The sequence below is a fragment of the Colwellia psychrerythraea genome (assembly GCF_000764185.1).
In the GTDB taxonomy this organism is placed as follows: Bacteria; Pseudomonadota; Gammaproteobacteria; order Enterobacterales; family Alteromonadaceae; genus Colwellia; species Colwellia psychrerythraea_B.
Genome location: NZ_JQEC01000038.1, coordinates 1 through 19,764, shown reverse-complemented (window position 1 = coordinate 19,764; position 19,764 = coordinate 1). Strand labels below are relative to the sequence as shown.

Below are 19,764 nucleotides of genomic sequence, written 5' to 3'. Positions count from 1 at the left end.
TGCTCATAAAGTGACGTGGAAATTAGTTGACGTAATTACAAAAGCTTAATTTAGGTTTTATACTTAATTAAACTTTAAATAGTTGCCAAAAGACCTTAGCACTTATTTGTTAAGGTCTTTTTTTATACGCTTAATTTGATAGTGCGCCAATTTCTAAGTCTGCTGCGCTTACCTTTAAAGAGAAGACACGTGGAAATTAGTTCACGTAATTACAAAAGCTTAATGCTCTCTAAAGTTAATATTTATACTTAAGTAAACTTTAAATACTTCACTGTAAATAAATAGCAAAAGACCTTAACATTGATTTGTTAAGGTCTTTTTTTATGAGCTTAATTTAATAGTGCGCCAATTTCTAAGTTTGCTTATAAAGCTTGAACCATCGCCTTGATTGATTTATTTAAAGGGGCTCTCCACAATACTTACACTCAGCAATCAAATGTATTATGACTCTTACAGACCACTGTATATAGAACATAAAAAAAACCTTAGTAAAATCATTGAGGTTTATAAGTGAAATTATGGGTAAAACGTTAACATCAAGCAATGCACAATTTTTATATTATTGCGATATCTTCTGTTTTAAAGAATCGAATTAATGGGAACCCTGCTTTCTCGACAGCCTTTACCACTTGTTCGTGAACAATGATTTCTACTATATTCTCAGCCAGACGGAACATTAAAAAGCCCTTCGCTCTTTCGTTATCTATGGCTAATGAATCAAAGCCCATAGCTATCATATTATCTGCTTGGTCGGCATCATATTCAGATTTATTTAAATCTGCGGCGGCAACTAAGCCAATAACATTAACGATAAAGTATTCCCCTTCGGCAAGTGAGCCGTCAGGGTAATACAGCTCCGCAGGATAGGCATCGAGATTATTGACACCTGCCCCCTCAAAGTATCTAATAAGTCTTTACGCATTAACGGTACGGGTTGCTCTAAAAACGAAGGTAACGGTGCTCTGTCAGCACCTTCATCTAAATTCAATTTAATAATTTCTGTCGGTTCTTTCTCTCGAGGTCCTGCCGTAGGGTGAGAGGCAGGATATAACCGATGCCCATAGCCAAATTTTATTTTCTTTACTGCTCGAACATCAAAGGCAAAACCTTGCATCATACCTTCATCGTCGGTATCTGAACTAATGGAGTAAAACATAAAATTCCCTTTTGTTTTTATACAAACTTACAGTACACGCTGTATACAAGTAAATAAAAAAGCCTCAGTATTAGTCTTGAGGCTAAAAGCATAGTTCCTATTAAATTGACTTCAAGCAAAGTGATAATCTATAAAATAGCAATATCTTCTGTTTTAAAGAATCGAACTAATGGGATCCCTGCTTTCTCGACAGCCTTTACCACTTGTTCATGAACAATGATTTCTACTATATTTTCAGCCAGACGAAACATTAAAAAACCTTTAGCTTTTTCGTTATCTATCGCAAGTGAATCAAAACTCATAGAAATCAGGTTTTCTGGTTGGTCAACATCATATTCAGAGTTGGCTAAATCAGCTGCCGCAACTAAACCAATCACATTAACAATAAAGTATTCCCCCTCGGCAAGTGTATCATCAGGATAATAAAGCGCTGCTGGATAAGCATCGAGATTACTAACACCTGCTGCACGTAATGTATCTAATAAATCTTTACGCATTAGTGGTACGGGTTGATGAAGAAAAGTGGGAAGAGGTGCAACACTTTTTGAGCGCTTTAAGTTTAGTTTAATCGTTTCTACAGGCTCTTTCTCCCGAAGACCTGCCGTAGGGTGGCTAGCAGGATATAAGCGGTGGCCATAATCAAATTTAATTTTTTTTATCGCACGAACATCAAACTGAAAGCCTTGCATCATGCCTTCATCATCAGTACCTGAACTAATGGTGTAAAACATAAAATTCCCTTTTGTTTTTATACAAACTTACAGTACACGCTGTAGACAAGTAATTAAAAGCCTCAAGTGTTAGTTTTGAGGCTAAAAGCATAGTTCCTACTAAATTGGCTTCAAGCAAACTAATAACTTACAAAATAGCAATGTCTTCTGTTTTATAGAATTCAACTAACGGTATACCAGCTGCTTGAACCGCTTTTACCACTTGTTCATGCACAATTACTGCTGCGATATTCTCAGCCAGACGGAACATTAAAAAGCCCTTAGCTTTTTCGTTATCTATGGCTAATGAATCAAAGCCCATAGAAATCATGTTTTCTGGTTGGTCGGCATCATATTCAGAATTGGCTAAATCAGCAGCAGCAACTAAACCAATCACATTAACGATAAAGTATTCACCCTCGGCACGTGAGCCATCCGGGTAATAAAGCGCTGCTGGATAGGCATCGAGGTTACTAACACCTGCAGCACGCATAGTATCTAATAAGTCTTTACGCATTAATGGGACAGGTTGAGGCAAAAATGTAGGTAATGGAGCCTTATCCTTTGCTCGTTGTAAGTTTAGCTTTATGATTTCTACAGGTTCTTTCTCTCGAGGCCCTGCCGTAGGGTGAGTGGCGGGATATAACCGTTGCCCATAACCAAATTTTATTTTTTTTATTGCTCTAACATCAAATGCAAAAGATTGACGCATGCCCTCTTCGTCTGAGTCACCAGCTATTTTATAATACATACTATTTCCTTTTATCTTTTAATATAGAGCTTCGCCGCTTCGGTATCTTTATTTGAAGCCTTTCCAACTTCTTTCATATAACTTTGCATCCACTTTGAGGTATAAACATTTGGTTTCCAGTTACCACCTGTTGCCGTTAAGTAACCACTCAGTTTATTTGACAATAAGCCAAGACGTTTAACCAATGAATACGGAGTGGGTAGCCCGGCCTCATCTATTTTTTTACGCTTTTCTTCACACTTTGCACAAGCATTTGCTTTTTCAGTAATATCAAATAACTCAATTCTTGCATGTAAAGCCGTTAAAGCTTCTTTGACTATATCATCACTGTAATCTAAATGACGATCATGAAATTGCGCACCGCCCATTAAATCGGTCGCTTTACTAACATAATGCCAGCAGGGGTTACTGGTACTGATTTTACCTTTTTCACCGGCCAGCATATAATCTTTATATTCTTTTTCTGGTAACTTATCGGCATCAATGTATTCCGTATCATGCTCTTCGTCAGGCTCATCGTCCAACGAATACCAAACCTTTAAGCCTCCCTTGCCACCACCAACGGCGTAACTGCCGGGTAAATACACACCATTTTCACTGCCATTGGTATTATAACCAATATCTGACCACACTTTACCATCTGCAAAACCATGATTATTTTTAGTCCCTGCTCCTTCTTTACACATATATTCTAATATATCATGATCCTTTAATGACTCTTGTGAAGGGATCAAATGATGGGCTGAACAAGACACTGGAAAATGTTTAACCTCATCGCCTCCTTTTGCAAACTGAGAAAAGTCTATATCAAGGCAACGTCCTTTATCTGAACGTTTACGGTAAAAATTATGTTTCGTATCTTGCTGAGGTATTTTACCTTTTTTATTACTTTCTACAGAAGGGGTAAATTTTTTATAACTATTGGTACTGGTACCATTGTTCATATTGGTGGCAAGTTTAGCCCCTTTACCCACTAATTCATTTTTAAGTTCTGGCGGTTTCTTTAATTCATGATCAAACGGGCAGTCAAACTCTACATCAGTAATCATCGCGATACCTACTGCTTCTCCAATTTGCATAACTTACTCCTTATTAAACCCTATTGAGCCATGATTAATTTGTTTCTACGGTACAGGCAGCACGTTTAGCTTGTTCTGCTGAACAGCAAATAATTGAACGCTGAGTTGCCTTCGCCGCAGCCATTGCAATTAAAATTGCGCCTACGGCTGCACCTGTATCACCTAACGCATCCGCCGGATGTTCTACTGCCATGTTATCGTCTAACTGTTTCGAGTTGCGTAACATGGTTACGCCTAACTCTTTTGCCGCGAATGACTCGCCATTCATGCTGGTAAACAATGTTTTTATTTTTCCTGAGTTACTACCTAACAATGTTTGTTTAACTGCTGCAGCTAAACCATCACCTCGGTAAGGCTCAGTGCTGTGTCTGTGCCCTACTTCATCAGCAAAGCCAGGGCGCTGTATAATTGCCATTTTATTATCGGTGTTATTTAACACGGCTTTATTGCTTGATAATAAAAGAAACGCGGCACCTTCACCTGGCGCAAAGCCATCTGAATTGTCGGCGGTTAATATGCGCTCTTGCATTTCCAGCCCTGATAATACATAAGGGTCAATAAAGCTATCTATCCCGCCCACTAAAACATGCACTGCACCGGTTTGTTCCATGAAGGTAAATGCCAGGTCTATTGCTTCAAGGACAGACGTTTGCCCTGTAGCAAAGAGTCGACTACGACTCACATCAATAGTCGTTCCGCTAATGTCCGCTAAGTGCTTTATAAAATCACTATCGATAGCCGTTTGCTGGGATAGTAGTGATTCTGGTCCACCTAAAAAAAGTGGTAAAGGTAGCTCGTCATCATAGTGTTCAAATACTTCTGATATCGCCACAGTAGCAATACCTAACATGCGCTTATATCGTGATTCTTTTGCTAGCACTTTGTCACTTTCAATGTCAGGTATTTCAATGGCATCGTCAGGAATAGGGGCAGTCTTCATTTTTATATAATTACGATTATAAAATGGCGATTCTTGATACGCACTTATTCCAGCACTTAACGCTGCTAAGGTCATTTGAGTATTAAATCCCACAGGCGTTATCATACCCGTAGCCGCTATATATAATTTATTTAGCTGACTCAAACTTGGCTCCTCGCTTTAACGTTTACATAAGGTGATTGTGGGTCTAACAATGCTAACGTTAATGCAACGCTGGCACGTTGTCGCTGTGTCACGCTTTGTAAGGCATTATTTAATTTAGCGATAGTCGCAGGATTTCGCTGCGCAACTTCAATACCCAAAATATAACGTTTTCCTGCCGTATAACGGTCTCGATATCGTAACCATGCATGGTTAATTTTACTGACATCTGGAAAAGGTAGGTTTTCGTCTTCATCTAAATCGACATTATCATCATCACTGTTATCATTAGGCACAATCGTTATATCTTCAGGTTGCTCAATTGTGAGCTCATAACGGTCAAGATCAATACCTGTTATTAATGAAAAAGCCTCTCCAGCAACTTTAGCGGTATCAAACGTATTCATCTTGTCGATTAACCACGGTATAACATGTGGATCCCCTAAAACGCCTGTTGCTTTAATCACCGACCTGATCATATCTGGTTTTTGTGAAAACTGAGATATCCACTGTCTAGACTGATCAATTGGCAAGACTTTAAAAATAGTTTGTATACCAAGTTGCTGCCAAGATGATTCTTCTTGAATGAAGTTTAAAAGTGGGATGACTTGCTTGTGCTCACCTATCATCACTAATGACCAATTAGCCCAAAAGGCTATTTCAGGTTCATCATGTTGGGCTAATTTTTGCACTTGATTTACATAGGTATAAAGTTTCAGTTCACCAACAACTCTTAATAATCTGATAAGTAATTTAGTATGTGAAAGGCAATCTTCACGTTGGAAAAACTCTTGTAAAATATCGCCAGGGCTCTTGCGTATTGAGCTATAAACAGCAAGTGCTAAGTATTTGTGATTTAAATCTTTACTGTATAAAAAGCGTTCAACCCATTCTTTTGTTAAATTTTTAGGTAGCCACGCCATGGCTGATACTACGCCTTTAAACGTATCATCATTTGAAAACGCATGAGTTATGACGTGCTTAATTTTATCCACATCTCGACTTCTAAAGGCAATAATTGCAGCAGTAAAGCTTTCACCTGCTTGTTCAAGTTCAAGCTCTGGTAAACATATTTCCCAAGCTTGTGAAAAATCACACATTAAACCATCTAAATTAGCATCTATACGTCTTTCAAGTTCAGCTAGATCGTTTAAATAATAGTGTGGTTGATTTACGCTAATAGAACGTAATATCCACAAAAATGAAGCATCGACAACAAACTGCTCGTTGATGTCACGAAAGGCATTAGCTTGTTTTTGGGTATTTCTTGTCTTTATCACTTCAGTTACTAACCCATTATATTTTTCTTGTTATGGAAGAGAGGATCACCCATACGGCAAACGTTTTTACCCTCAAACTTTACATCAAAGGAATACATCATAAATTCACATTCACCTTTAGTTTTGCCACTAATAATACCTTTATGTATTCCGGGCTCATCACCAGTACTCTGTTTATAAATAGCGCCTTTTACCATGGGCATTTTTTTATCAGTTTTTACTGATTTAGGTCCTTTATCTGTATCTGACGCCATACCTATATTTGGATAAGGGATAGGTACAACAGCAGGTCCTACTTGCGTTTTACACACATCTGGAAAGGCAATACTCATACCACCACTGCCTTTATGAGCAATACCTCGTGAGTTAGCAAAGGTTGATTGTGCCATTATGTTCTCCAGCTTATGTACAAGTGATTTAACGAGATAATTTCAACTCAACTTCATTAATATTTAGTAAATTTTTGTCACATTGAAATGGCGCTAACCAAACCATTGTTAATTGTTGTTCGTTTGGATGCAGGGCTAATGTGTCTACATTCAAATTAATAGGGATCTCTTTGCCCTTTATTTTAACATTACAGCTTATTTTCACGTAAGGAACGCTGAGATTAATATCTCCAGCAGGATGCATGCCTTTAATTATAATGGGTTCTCCTCCCTGTATGAAGGCTGGATAAATCAAATCAGGATGGGCTGCATTTAGAAACCGCTTGTCGAAATCTTTTGGTAAATAAGGCGCGCGTGTTTCTTGCCAAATATCATCGTATGTTCCAGCCCATTGATTTCTAGGCGACCAATAACTACAAGTAGGCGAAAAACCCGCAGGTGATGGTGTATCATTAATATGTTGGATCAACTCGTTGGGATTTTCAACATTAGGCAGAGCGACTCCATCCATTTCGGTTTTTGAACGCTTGCCAGCAAAACCAGTGCCTACTAAGTTTCTTTCTTCTGCTGTAAGGGGGGATTCGTCTACTTGATATTGCCCACCAAAGGCACGTTCATAAACAACCGGCATAGACTGAAAAGGTATAGGCCTGCTTGGCAAACCATTTTGCCACTGCCTATCACCGAAGACTCTAACTGTTTTTTGGACTTGTCCAACGGTTAGATGAACATCAAGCTGAGACACACTTTGATGATTTGGTGCACAAGCGTTACCAAACATTAAGATATCAGTACTTACTTTTCCAATATGAAAATCAGACAACGCCTTAATGCTTGATAAACCGGGTTCTCCCCAATATTCATCTGCTTTTTGTGGTGGGGTCTGTTCATCAGCTAAACTCCATTTTTGTCCCATGATAAAAGTAGCTTTTACAATAACAAATAAGGAATCAATACCTTGTTCGTTGGGGAAAGTCACAATATTGGCGGAGAACGGAGTATTATTGGTAAGTTGGAGCATAAATAGTTAACCTTTAGTGAATCAATTCACCTGAACTGAGCCACCCATAATGCGGTTTACACCACTTGAGCGGTTTAATAGGTATTTCCCTCTAATCAGGACTTTGCCGGCCTTAGTTAAAGTAATACTTGATTCGCCACATTTAAAGACCATTTCATCTTGTGCTTCAAAGGTAATTTTATTACCTGCCACTTTGACGTCATCAATATTTAACTCACCCGCTAATTCTACTTTTTCAGTGTCATTATGCTCGCCAAAGTTTTCTAACATCGCCTGAAGTGGACTATGAATTAGTCCCATGATAATAGGTTGCTTTAAGTCACCTTGGTTGAATAACAGCGCAACTTGGCGTGAGACCTGCTGTTGAGTCACGCTAGTTGTACTCATGGCTGTAAGAGGTGTTGAAGCAGGGTTTTGAGCAAAGTCGACAAAGGCTTGACCACTGTCATCTAACCCGACTAATGTACCAATTATAATTTCCCCAGCGGCAATATTGTACTCACTTGCTAGGGCTTCATTCGTCATTTCAATTTCATCTAATTGTTTATCATTCATAGCCATTAGTTCGCTAGAACCTTACTTCCTTTTAAGACTACATTTCCAGAGCCTTTCACATTAATATTTTTCCCACTAATAGTGATATCGCCATTACTTTTTAATACTATTTGTGCAGAGCCTGTTTTAAGTGTTATCTGTTTATCGGCTTCCATGGTAATTGTTTTTGCTTGCAAACCATATTCTTTGCTAACCACTTCTGTATGTTTGCCATTTACTGTTTCAGTAAAGTCTTTATCAACAGTAAGTGTCATGTTTTTACCGATAGTTTCGGTATGATCATCGGCAATGCTAATCTTAATATTTTTACCAATATCTATCGTTGCATTTTCACCAATCGATTCAGTATGATTTTTAACTACTTCAATAGTTTTGCTTTCACCAATACTCTCAGACTGATTTTTACCAACAATTTTCTTTTTATTATTTTTTATATTGGATGTTTCATCATGTTTAACTGTTTTTGTACGATCTTTTCCAACAGTAATCACTTGGTTATTATCAACAGTTAACGTTTCATTATTCTTAACATAACTGTCTAAATCTTTTTCAGCTTGAATATAAACCTGCTCGCTGGCCTTCTTATCTTCAAAACGAATTTCATTATAATTATCCGCACCACCATCTTTAGTAGAATGCGTTTTAATACCACTTTGTGTTTTAGACGCATAAGGAGGTTTGTTATTACCGTTATAAACACTACCGGTAACAATAGGACGGTCTGGGTCACCATCTAAGAAACTGATAATCACTTCATGACCAATGCGAGGGATGAATGAAGAGCCCCAGCCATTACCGGCGAATGATTGCATTACGCGAATAAAACATGAGCTGTTTTCGTCTTTTTTGCCAACTTGGTCCCACATAAATTGTACTTTTATGCGGCCAAACTCATCAATATATATTTCTTCACCTTTAGGGCCAGTAACTAGTGCCGATTGTGGGCCGTACATTACTGGTCGTGTATAAACCATAGGCGGTCTATACATGTTTTCTAACGGCATACAGCTAAACGAGTTACTGTATTGCTGCTCACTAGCTTGGCTTGAAAAATAACTCGCATCACTTGCTTGGTGATGCACACTTAACAGTAAATATTTACCCATTTCAGACTTAGCTTCATGTTTTAATAAGCTAAAAAACTGTCCTGCGCTGAAACTGCTACAACTACTACCACCACTAATGGTATTAGCACCTGCTTCTTCTGCGTCCATTCGCGCATCAGCAAGCTTTTTACCTAAAGCAAAATCATATTGGCTTGGGTAGCTATAGTGTTTAAATTGGCTATTTTTCTCTAATTTACTTTTTGAAGTACTTTGTGAGAGTAAACTTTTATTAGGCTCCTTGAAGTTATAGTCGTTGACTATCCACTCGCCTTTTTTCAGTTCATAGTTATGTTGCCATGCGTTGATTTCAGCATCTGGGCTATTACCTTTTGAATAGGTAAGTTTGCTCTGCGCGCTTTCGGCATAAGCACTCATTTGGTCAACAATAACTAGGGTATGTTTTTTCTTATCGTGAGTGAAGAAGCTAGCATAACCTTCTTCTGCTAATAGGCGCATAACAAAGGTTAAATCGCTTTCGCCGTATTGCACACAATATTCACGTGGGTTACCACCCTCGGCTTTAAAATCGAAATCGTTATAACCTAAGTCATTAAACACTTGGCTAACAATATCCTTAGTATTTTTATTTTGAAATATTCGACGGTTTTCCGTCTGATTGATAAACCATGTCCATGGCACAATCGTTAAATGATATTCTCGTAAACCACTATTCTTAATTTCACCAAAAGAGAAATGACTAACATAACCATTGAAAACACGTTGTTCATCCGCGTGAATAGTAAAAGTTACTGATTTGTGAATGAGATCTTCAGGTTTAATGTCTGTATTTTCAGATAGTGCAGTTAAACTGAATTGAAAAAGAGACGAAATGGCTTCGATACCATTGATCGAAGTAAGAAGAAGTTCATCTGTTGCTAGCGGTGTAACAATTGATAGAAAACGTCCGTCTTGAGTATATTCACTCATTTACTATTTCCCTTCCCTGAGAATACTATAATAAAAAGCTATCTTATTCTTTTGGATTATTTGATAAGTAGATATAAATACAGCCCAAAGGGCTGTATTTAATAGTGCAAATTATAAAGCTTTTGCAGATGTTAAGTCATAACCAGCGCGTTGCGGGCTACCACTCTTATTACTGCCATCATAGTCAGTATAATTGATTTCACACTTTGAGAAGCTAAGTGTAAGATTTTCAGTAGGCTCTTCATCACCGTCAGCAGCAATGTGGTAGCTACTTACTAGACAGTCTTGTAAAGCGTACTGCATAAACTCTTCAACTTTGTCACTTCCTGTGCGTACAAATTTCAGTGTTACTTTTTTACCAGAAGAACCAGAAACCGCTTCTTTAAATAATGCAGAAACAGAGTTATCTGCTTTTTTAGTTAAAGAAACTTCTGATACGTTAGGCTTACCTACTTCACGGTTTGCCATTTTACCTGATTCCATTGTAAGACCACGGCTAACACCGAAACTTACAGAATCAACTAATACGTGGTTCTCAAAACCTTCTGCTGTAACGTTTCCTTTGATTCCTTCAAACTCAAGATATATTGCCATATTTTTCCATTTCCATTTTAAAAGTTAAAGAACACTATTAGATTATTGTGTTCATCCTGATTTACTCTGTATAAAATAAAATATTTCTTACAAAAATTCAACATAAAGATAACTAAATATTTCCAACTTTACGATCAAATTGACAGCTTAAATTGACAATTAAAATTTAAAGCTACAATTAAAAAGCATATTGAAAGTCAAATGTTAGCCTTAAAGAGTCATACTCTGGGTCCTCACCCGCTACATTCAACTCACTTAATACCGGAAAAGCTAGTTGAATATTGCCATTAAAACCACTACGGTGCGACACTTGAAAGCCTATACCCACATCAGCAAGCTGAGCCGTAGCGTACTCTTCTTGTATATCTAACAAGTGTTGGTAGCCGTAAGCATAGTCGACAAAAACAAAAGGTTTAAATACTTCGTTAAAATCAACACCACCCAAAGAGAAATTCAACATATTTGGGCTATTAAAGATCCAGTCAGCACCTAAGTAAACAGCATCATCCGCAGTAAAATAACTGGGTGAAAAACCACGTACTTTTGTTGGACCTGTTAAGGAGAATCTCGCGATTGAAGAAAGGTTAGTCCCTGAATACTGGGTATATGTTCTAAAAATAACGCGCGAACTAGTATCAAAAAATGGCACTTTAACAAAACTAAGTAAAGTATAATCAATAGATAATATATGGTAGTTTTCTTTTTGCCCTTCAGAGAAGCCAAAGTCAAAATGACCATTATCATAGGTGACGCTAAATTCATGCAAACGTTTATTAACATCATCTAGAACATCAAATTGATAAGAAAGTGAAATATGCGAAAGCTTTTCATCTAAATAATTGCCAATATCGGGAATATCGCCAATTTGTAAATCGGAATGTATCTTTTCATAACGAAGTTTGTAATTACTATTCTTTTTTCTACTACGTTGAGCAATATAACTACTTTGAACAGCATAGACACTTACCGTACCACTAATGTCCAAGCTTGAAGCTGCTGAAGACTGATCCACTAAAAACTGGTTTTGTGAAATGTCTATTCCGGCTCTAAACCTAGGGCTAAAAAAGTTACTTTCATAGTTGGTTTGCCAGAAGGTGGTATCTGCTGGCACAACCGTTTGCAATAAATTGACATTAAGAAGATCAGCATTTCCAAGTAAATTATTTGCTTGTGCACCGACAAAAAGACGATATAAACCCGACTCTTCCGAACCATGATTATCAATACGGGTATTAATGTTATAGCTGCTTTCATTACGAACATTAACATTGAGACGTGTATCACCCACTTGACTGCCGGGCTCAAAGTAGCCATCAACGTTAACCCCAGGAAAACCATTGATAACAAATAAACTTTCTTCAATGGTAGTGTTGGTTACCGGCTTATTGATTTGTTCATCAAATATTGAAGTAATGGTATCAACAGTGTACAAGTCGTTACCGTGTACTTTCACTTCACCTAAAGTACCAAGCAAAACAGTTAATTTAACAATGCCATCACGTACTTGCTGCTTGGGAATGTAAGCCTTAGCGAGAATAAAGCCCCGTTCGCGATAAAACTGAGTAATACTATTGGCTACCCCTTCAATTTGACCTATGGTAACACCACGTTTGCCCTGCTGAGCACGTATCAGCCAGACCAACTGCTGAACTTCCAGTGAAGTTACATGGCGATCAACAGTTTCTTCTTCAATATCAACTAATAAATCTGACAATTCACCTAATTCGTCAATGGTATAACCTGACTGCAGTAATTTACCTTCTCCCATCAAATCAAAACGAATGCCTTCAACCAACTGACTAATCACTTCACGGGTAATACCTAGTTCTGGGAACTCAACTAAACCTTGGATCCTAAATTCTGCCACTGCTAATCGTGGACCAGCCATAGGATCAGGTAACCTGTCTTGCACTGCAGGAATATTCATATCTTTGAGCAAGGTTTTTTCTTTGATCTTTCTCAACTGCTCAATTTCTGGCATTTTTAAAAAATCGGCTTTCACTAGCGTTGGAGTCCACAGTAATGCCAATACCATAAACAGCGCTATATTCCCTAAATTTTTATCTACTACATTTTGCACAAACATAACCTTAACTTATCTACTGCTTGGTGATGAATTCTTATAACCTATCGGTATAACGGTATCCCTTATCAGATAGCCGCTTTTAAGTATCATTTCTTATTATCTGGATTGAAGTAACTTCAATTACCTCTAACTACCTTTAAAGCCTGAAAGGTATTACTCTTCGCCTTCCTCACGTTCTTCATCATCGGTAGTTCTTTGATCTTTAGGTAACAATACCGAAGTATCATCAACATTATAATTTCTTACATCCGCAAAAATTGCTGGGTCAACATCATCTAATGATTCAACTGCAACTAACTGCTGAGCTGATAAACCAGTAATTGAACTTATAACTTCCAGTACTAAACCAGTACTGGTTATTGTCTCATTTGGCTCCGCACCATAATATTCAATCAATGCTCGGACCCCGCCCAAATACACAATATCATTAACCCTAACTCTAATAGTTCGTGAAGTAGAGCCAAAGTTAACAACACTATTTACGGTTAGGTTTTCCGCAGTAATGTCAGCGAAGTTAACACTATTTCCAACGCCATAAATAGAGCCGTTACCATCATTCAAAAGTTTTACACTACCACTATAAACATCATTTAGAATATCTTGACCATAGTTTGCGTCAACAGCCCCTTTCATGACTCCGTCTTGGGCCCCGTCCACTTGAGTAATAACTAGGTTCATATCCCCGGTATTGGTTAAGACAATATCACCATTATTACGTAAATCAGTGATCGTCACCTCTTGTTGGTTAATAATATTCACCAGACCAGAATCAGTGTTGATAGCACTTAAATTAGCTGTATTAGTTGTTATTGCTGAAGGGTTATCTACTAAATGGTCGCTAAAATCAGAAAAATTGCCACTACCAATGCCAGTACTTGCACGTAATGTCAGATCCGGTGCGGTAATATTTGAGTTTTGTGAAACTATAGCACCATCACCTGCATCAATAGCTATCGACTCACCGGCGGTAATAGTTGCAACAACAACATCACCATTGGCATTCACTATTAAGCTACTTATCAGCTCTGCACTTGTTAAGGTTAAGCCATTTTTATCGGTAATTACCGCACTATTGGCCAGTAAACTAACACCATCAAAATCATTACTGGTATTTTCAAATGAAATTGCACCATTTTCAGCTGTTAGGGTGGTTGAAAGTCCAGGTGCACTTTGTTGTACAACAATAGCACCTGCCGCGGTAATATTCCCCCCCACTGCTGTAGCTTCTAGTCGATTTGCCGTAACGCTTGCTAAGTTAATATCATTAGCTGCGTTAAGGTTAACTGTATCTGCGCGAGTATGACCATCAAGATTAATATCACCTTGAGTTGCAGATAAAGTTAAAACCCCTTCAGTTAAATCCTCTACTGAACTTGCGTTAACAACATTAATATCGCCTGATATTGTGATAGAGTCGGCGGAGTTAATCGTCGCATTAGTTGCCGTTAATGCCGAGATGTTAGTTACTGCATCATTGTTTAAAATAACATTGTCACCTGCAGACAATGCCATTTCACCGGTCAATTGATTTTGCGCTTGTAAGTTAATTTCAGTTGCGGCAGTTAACGCCAAATCACCGGTAGAGGTTAAAATACTACTGCTTGTAATCGCACCAGTTTCACTACTAATATTTACTAAACCTGAAGTATTGGTAAGGCTACTTAACGTTAAATCATCTTGTTCATTAAGGTAGATTGAACCGCTATGATTTTGCACTAATAATTCGTCAACATTTATTTCAATGCCATCAGTTACACTACCCATTAGGATTACGTCATCAAGAATTAATCGTTGCGTAGTTACTGTACCCGCGGTTTGTGTCACATCATTCGCGGTAATAGTTAAATCGCCGTTCACATCTAAACTGTCGGTAATTATAAGATTACTGTTATCTACGGCGACAACGGTAATATCACCTTTATTGGCCGCGGAGAAAGTAACGTTTACTAAGGCAGAGTCTGCACCAAAGCTAGTATTACTGATATACAGTGAATCTGAATCAAGGGCATTATTTAATTGTAAACTTGTGGTTTCAATTGTGTCATCTACGCTTGCAACATTGCCGTAATTAATAGCAACATTGACTGTACTATTATTTTTAGTAAAAGCTAATTGGTCATATTGCTCAGTTTCAATTTGCACATTCGGGTTATAACTTTCGGCAAATTTATTATTACTGCCAACAATAGTGATCACATCGTCACCAGTGTCCCCATTAAAATTAATGGCACCCGTTTGAGTACGAGTACTACTATCTAAATTTACCGTTAAGGTATCACTACTAGCACCACCATTAATAATGCCAGTAATCGCGCCGTTATCATTGACAATAAAGTTATCAATGCCTGAGCCACCATTAATATTGGAAAAACCACTAAATACGAGTGAGCTACTACCTGTTGATGAATCAATCACATTACCTTTATTTTCTTCATCAATGGTCCAAGTAGTGATTACATCTTCTTGCGCGCTAATGGTACCGTTACCTTGGGTAGCGCTAACAGCTTCAAAACCGACAATGTTATCCCCTAAGGTAACAACAACATTATCTTCGGTATAAGCAATATAATCATTACCTGCATCACCGTGCATGATTTCAAGACTACCGCCGGATAACGTGAAGGTGTCATCACCATCATTACCGCTAACTAAGGCTGTATTTCCGCCTAAGCTGGTAATAACATCATTACCTGAGCCCATTGAAATTGAGGTAACGCCACCTGCGCTTATGGTGAATTTATCAACATCTGTGCCACCAATTAAATGCTCAAAATTACTAAACGTTGTGGTAATACCGCTGTATGTAATAGCGCCAGTCTCATTACCATCAACTAACCAAATATTCTCTACATTATCTGCGATAAGTGAGTTGGTAGAATCTTTATTAGCAGTAATATTTTCAACTTGGTCGACATTTAAATTAGCCGTGATATCACTACCTAGCTCAATCACTTGATCATCAATACTGCTCAGCACAAGGCTATCACTGCCACCTGCGCCATTTATTAAGCCACTGATATCACCAGATGCCCCAGAAATAGTAAAGCTGTCCACATTACTACCACCAGTTAAGTTAGCAAAACCTTTAAATGATACTGTTCCTTGGCTATTTGTTAATGTACCACCATCACTTGAATCTATTGTCCAAGTATTTGTCTCATCGTGAGCAATTAAGGTACTGGCAGTGGCATTTAGGTTTTCAAGCTGAGTAATATCGGTACTTAAAGTCACTGTTTGATCTGCAGTGGTAAGCGTTAAGTTATCGCTACCTGCGCCACCATCTATGACACCAGAGATTTGATCGATTGTACTTAGGGTAAAGCTATCTACCGCACTGCCCCCAATAAGGTCACTAATATTGCTAAAACTGACACCATCGACACTACCAGTATTTTTGTCTGTAATTGTCCAAGTATTTGCTACATCAGCAGCTTGCAAGGTATTACTACCTATTGCAGCGACTAAGTTGTCTATTTGTTTAATATCAGTATCTAAAATAATGTGCTGATTGGCTGTAGTCAACGTGACCGTATTATTACCTGCCCCGCCATCAATAATGCCCGAAATTTGATTTATCGAAGCTAAAGTAAAACTATCATCGGCACTACCGCCAACAAGGTCACTAAAGTTGCTGAATGTTGTACCAGCAACAGTGCCTTGCTCATTGCCAGTAATCAGCCAAGTATTATCAATATCATTGGCTTGCAGGGTATTGGATCCAACACTGGCATTTAGATTTTCTATGTTAGTAATATCAGTACCTAACACAACCGTTTGGTCAATTGTAGTTAACTTAACGGTATCTGTGCCAACACCACCATCAATTAACCCTGCAACAAGGTTCATATCAGCCAAGGTAAAGCTGTCGGTTAAGTTACCGCCAATTAAGGTACTAAAATTATTAAAGGTAATAAGATTAACGCCGTCATTAACCGTGCCGCTATTTGAACCGGTTATAGCCCAAGTATTGTTGCTGTTACTTCCCTGCAAGGTATTACTGCCCGTACCATTCAGAACTTCAATACCGGTAAATCCATTGCCAAGTTCAATAGTTTGATTTCCAAGGCTAATATTCAAGGTGTCGTTATTTAATCCGCCATCAATTGAGTTAGTTACACGAGAAAGCAAATCGACATTGATAATGTCATCACCTGCACCGGTATCTAAGCTGTCAATATTTGCTGTCAAGGTAACAATATCGACACCGCTGCCACCGAGTAATTCATTAAAATTAGTAAAGTTAACCAAAGTGACATTGTCACTAAAAGTACCCGTATTATTACTAGTAACTTGCCAAGTATTATTGGTATTACCTGATTGTAAAGTATTACTGCCTGAGCCAGTCAGGTTTTCAACACGGGTTATATTTGTGGCTAGATTAACTATTTGATCAGTTCCACTAATATTTACCGTATCATCACCATCATCACCGTCAATGGCTTCAGTAACTCTGCTAATAATATCAAGGTTAATAACATCGTTATCTGCACCTGCATTTAGGCTGTTTAAGTTAGCCGTTACGTTGAAGTTATCTACAGCAGAGCCACCGATAATATTTTCAATATCAGTAAAGTAGGTCGTAATACCTGAATACAATACGTTACCGGCATTATCATTATCAATTATCCAGGTATTAGCTGTATTTGCACCCGTTAAAGTATTTGTTCCTGCCGCGCCATTAAGTGTTCCTGCAAAGGTACCAGTATCGGTAATAGTAAAATTATCAACGTCATTACCACCGGTTAGTACATTGAAATCACGGAAAATTACAGTAGCGCCACCACTAGCCGTAACAGAGCCATCATTAACACCATCAGAGCCGGTTACAAGGCTAATCAACCACTCATTGCTCGTACCATCAATACCAATAAGTGTAGAGGTATCATTAAGATTACCAATAACAACACCAACGCCTGTCGCAGTATTTAAATTGACCGTAACAGGGCCTGCGTAGCCACTGTAATCAAAAGTATCAGAACTGCCTACGGCACTACCTTGAGTTTCAAAATCAGTAAATTCACGACCAATACCACCATTAGTGACACTACCATCTTCATCTGTGGTAAAGGCCCAAATATTACCGCTGGTATTAACAGTTAAGCTGTCATCTCCCGCGCCACCATCAAGAGCAATTTGAGGGTTAACATCATTAACAGAGCTGACACTATCTAAAAAGACACTATCGGTACCTGCACCAGCATTAATTGAATCAACTGAGCCCGTAGCGGTAACAGTAAAGTTATCAGTTTGGCTGCCCCCCTCTAAATCCGTGAAATTTTCAAAGTTAACAAAAGTAGCACCATCATCGACACTACCTTTATTTATGCCATCTACAAGCCAGGTATTAATAACACCGTTTGCTTGTAAAATATTACTACCGGTCGCGCTACCTATAATAGTTTCAACACCAATAACCGCATTAGAAATATTAAGCGTTTGACTACCATTTGTTAACGTTACGGTGTCGTTATCATCGCCACCGTCAATAAGGTTAGCAACATCACTAAGCTCACGAACAGTGATTTTATCTTCACCAGCGCCACCAGTTAAGCTATTTATTGCGGCGGTAATAGTGAAGATATCAATTAAACTTCCCCCCTCAATATCAGTAAAATTACTGAAGCTTAAGGTGTTAGTACCGTTAAATACTGTGCCTTGATTATCATTATCTATAATCCAGGTATTATCAGTGTTTGATCCTTGTAATATATTACTACCAAGCGCAGCTTCAAGTACTTCAAAGCCGGTAATATCATTAAGGTTTATTGTTTGATCCGAATCTACTAACGATAATTTATCATTAGTGCCGGCACCCGCATCAATAGTTGTTGCGACTAAAGCAAGATTATCGACGGTAATGTCATCATTACCATCGCCTGAATTTAGGCTGGTAATAGCGGCAGTAACGGTAAAGAAATCGATACCTGTGCCGCCTTGCAAGTTTTCGAAGTTAGTAAAGTCAACACCAGCAACATCACCGCCGTTATTACTATCAATGGTCCAGAAGTTAAAACCATCGTTTATTGATATTGTATTGCCGGTATCAAAACCAATAAGTGTTTCTACGCGAATAATGTCAGTTGAGAGATTGACTGATTGGTTACCCGCGGTGAAATTAACACTATCATTAGTTCCACCACCACCGTCAATGAGCCCAGAGATTTGGTTGATATCACCGAGAGTGAAGGTATCTTTTTGGTTACCACCAACCAAATCACTGAAGTGAGTAAATGTCATGTTGGCAACAGTACCTTCATCATTACCCGTAATGATCCAAGTGTTGTCAATATCATTAGCTTGTAAAGTGTTACTACCTACCGCAGCGTTAAAAGTCTCAATGCCTGAGATACCACTACCAACCACAACGGTTTGGCTTGCCGTGGTCAGTGTTACGCTATCGTTAATACCACCTGCGCCATCCATTAAACCTGACATTAAGTTCATCGTCGCTAAACTAAAACTATCATCAGCGCTACCGCCGATTAAATCACTAAAGTTAGTAAAGGCTAAAATGTCTGCGCCAAAGGCAAGTGTGCCGGTATCAGCAGTATTGATTGCCCATGTATTGTCTACATCGGTGGCATATAATGTGTTAGTGCCTGCTTGGGCTGATAACGTTTCAATGTTGGTTATATCTGTGCCCAAATAAACATCTTGATTACTTGCATTAATAACTACACTATCAGTACCTACACCGCCATCAATCAAACCAGTTACATGGTCTATATCAGACAAGGTAAAGTTATCTATACCTGTACCACCAGTCAAATTATTGAAATTTGTGAAATTAGTTGTATTTAACGTACCTGCATTTTCACTATTAATGGTCCAAGTGTTGGTAGCATTACCACCCTGTAAGGTGTTGGTACCCGCCGTTGCATTAATTGTTTCTATACTCGTTACTGAAGCAAGTGTAATGATTTGATTATCAGTATTTAAATTAAGTATATCGTCATTGGCGCCACCATCTATCGTCGTAGCTACCTGCGTGATGTTATCAACACTAATGACATCTTCACCTGTGCCTGC

The 19,764-nt window shown here is 38.3% G+C and carries 14 protein-coding genes; all 14 read right to left on the bottom strand.

Translation table 11 applies throughout. From position 1 onward, the window contains the following. Nucleotides 1-554: 554 nt before the first annotated feature. Complete coding sequence (locus GAB14E_RS24180) at nt 555-812, bottom strand: imm11 family protein (RefSeq protein WP_331386599.1); 258 nt, start codon at nt 810-812, stop codon at nt 555-557. After that, nucleotides 791-1,156, bottom strand: a complete 366-nt coding sequence (locus tag GAB14E_RS24175) for a hypothetical protein (RefSeq protein ID WP_052093730.1) — start codon at nt 1,154-1,156, stop codon at nt 791-793. The genes GAB14E_RS24180 and GAB14E_RS24175 overlap by 22 nt, the downstream gene beginning before the upstream one ends. Before the next feature lie 128 nt (nt 1,157-1,284). Continuing rightward, a complete protein-coding gene (locus GAB14E_RS24170) occupies nt 1,285-1,887 on the bottom strand; it encodes an imm11 family protein (RefSeq protein ID WP_052093729.1) in 603 nt (200 codons plus the stop codon). Nucleotides 1,888-2,014: 127 nt separating this feature from the next. Further along, entirely contained in the window at nt 2,015-2,617 is a 603-nt protein-coding gene (locus GAB14E_RS24165; RefSeq protein ID WP_052093728.1) for an imm11 family protein, read from the bottom strand. A gap of 11 nt (nt 2,618-2,628) precedes the next feature. Further along, a complete protein-coding gene (locus GAB14E_RS10175; RefSeq protein ID WP_033082645.1) occupies nt 2,629-3,696 on the bottom strand; it encodes a hypothetical protein in 1,068 nt (355 codons plus the stop codon). Nucleotides 3,697-3,730: 34 nt separating this feature from the next. Continuing rightward, entirely contained in the window at nt 3,731-4,780 is a 1,050-nt protein-coding gene (locus GAB14E_RS24160; protein WP_052093727.1) for a beta-ketoacyl synthase N-terminal-like domain-containing protein, read from the bottom strand. After that, nucleotides 4,777-6,057 (bottom strand): TIGR02270 family protein, encoded by a 1,281-nt coding sequence (locus GAB14E_RS10180; protein WP_052093726.1) that lies wholly within the window; start codon nt 6,055-6,057, stop codon nt 4,777-4,779. Before GAB14E_RS10180 ends, GAB14E_RS24160 begins: the two co-directional genes overlap by 4 nt. 8 nt (nt 6,058-6,065) lie before the next feature. Continuing rightward, nucleotides 6,066-6,446: a DUF4150 domain-containing protein gene (locus GAB14E_RS10185; protein WP_033082644.1), complete on the bottom strand. Its 381-nt coding sequence runs from the start codon at nt 6,444-6,446 to the stop codon at nt 6,066-6,068. Nucleotides 6,447-6,474: 28 nt separating this feature from the next. Then, nucleotides 6,475-7,467 (bottom strand): DUF2169 family type VI secretion system accessory protein, encoded by a 993-nt coding sequence (locus tag GAB14E_RS10190; RefSeq protein WP_033082643.1) that lies wholly within the window; start codon nt 7,465-7,467, stop codon nt 6,475-6,477. A gap of 21 nt (nt 7,468-7,488) precedes the next feature. After that, a complete protein-coding gene (locus GAB14E_RS10195; protein ID WP_052093725.1) occupies nt 7,489-8,028 on the bottom strand; it encodes a DUF6484 domain-containing protein in 540 nt (179 codons plus the stop codon). Further along, the gene (locus GAB14E_RS10200; RefSeq protein ID WP_033082642.1) at nt 8,028-10,055 is read right to left on the bottom strand and encodes a type VI secretion system Vgr family protein; all 2,028 of its coding nucleotides are present in this window, start codon (nt 10,053-10,055) and stop codon (nt 8,028-8,030) included. Before GAB14E_RS10200 ends, GAB14E_RS10195 begins: the two co-directional genes overlap by 1 nt. A 111-nt stretch (nt 10,056-10,166) precedes the next feature. Then, nucleotides 10,167-10,649 (bottom strand): Hcp family type VI secretion system effector, encoded by a 483-nt coding sequence (locus GAB14E_RS10205; protein ID WP_033082641.1) that lies wholly within the window; start codon nt 10,647-10,649, stop codon nt 10,167-10,169. Between the two features lie 178 nt (nt 10,650-10,827). Further along, nucleotides 10,828-12,729, bottom strand: a complete 1,902-nt coding sequence (locus tag GAB14E_RS10210) for a ShlB/FhaC/HecB family hemolysin secretion/activation protein (protein ID WP_197061206.1) — start codon at nt 12,727-12,729, stop codon at nt 10,828-10,830. Between the two features lie 159 nt (nt 12,730-12,888). Continuing rightward, a partial coding sequence (locus GAB14E_RS25105) for a hypothetical protein (protein WP_033082640.1) occupies nt 12,889-19,764 on the bottom strand: 6,876 nt, incomplete at its 5' end.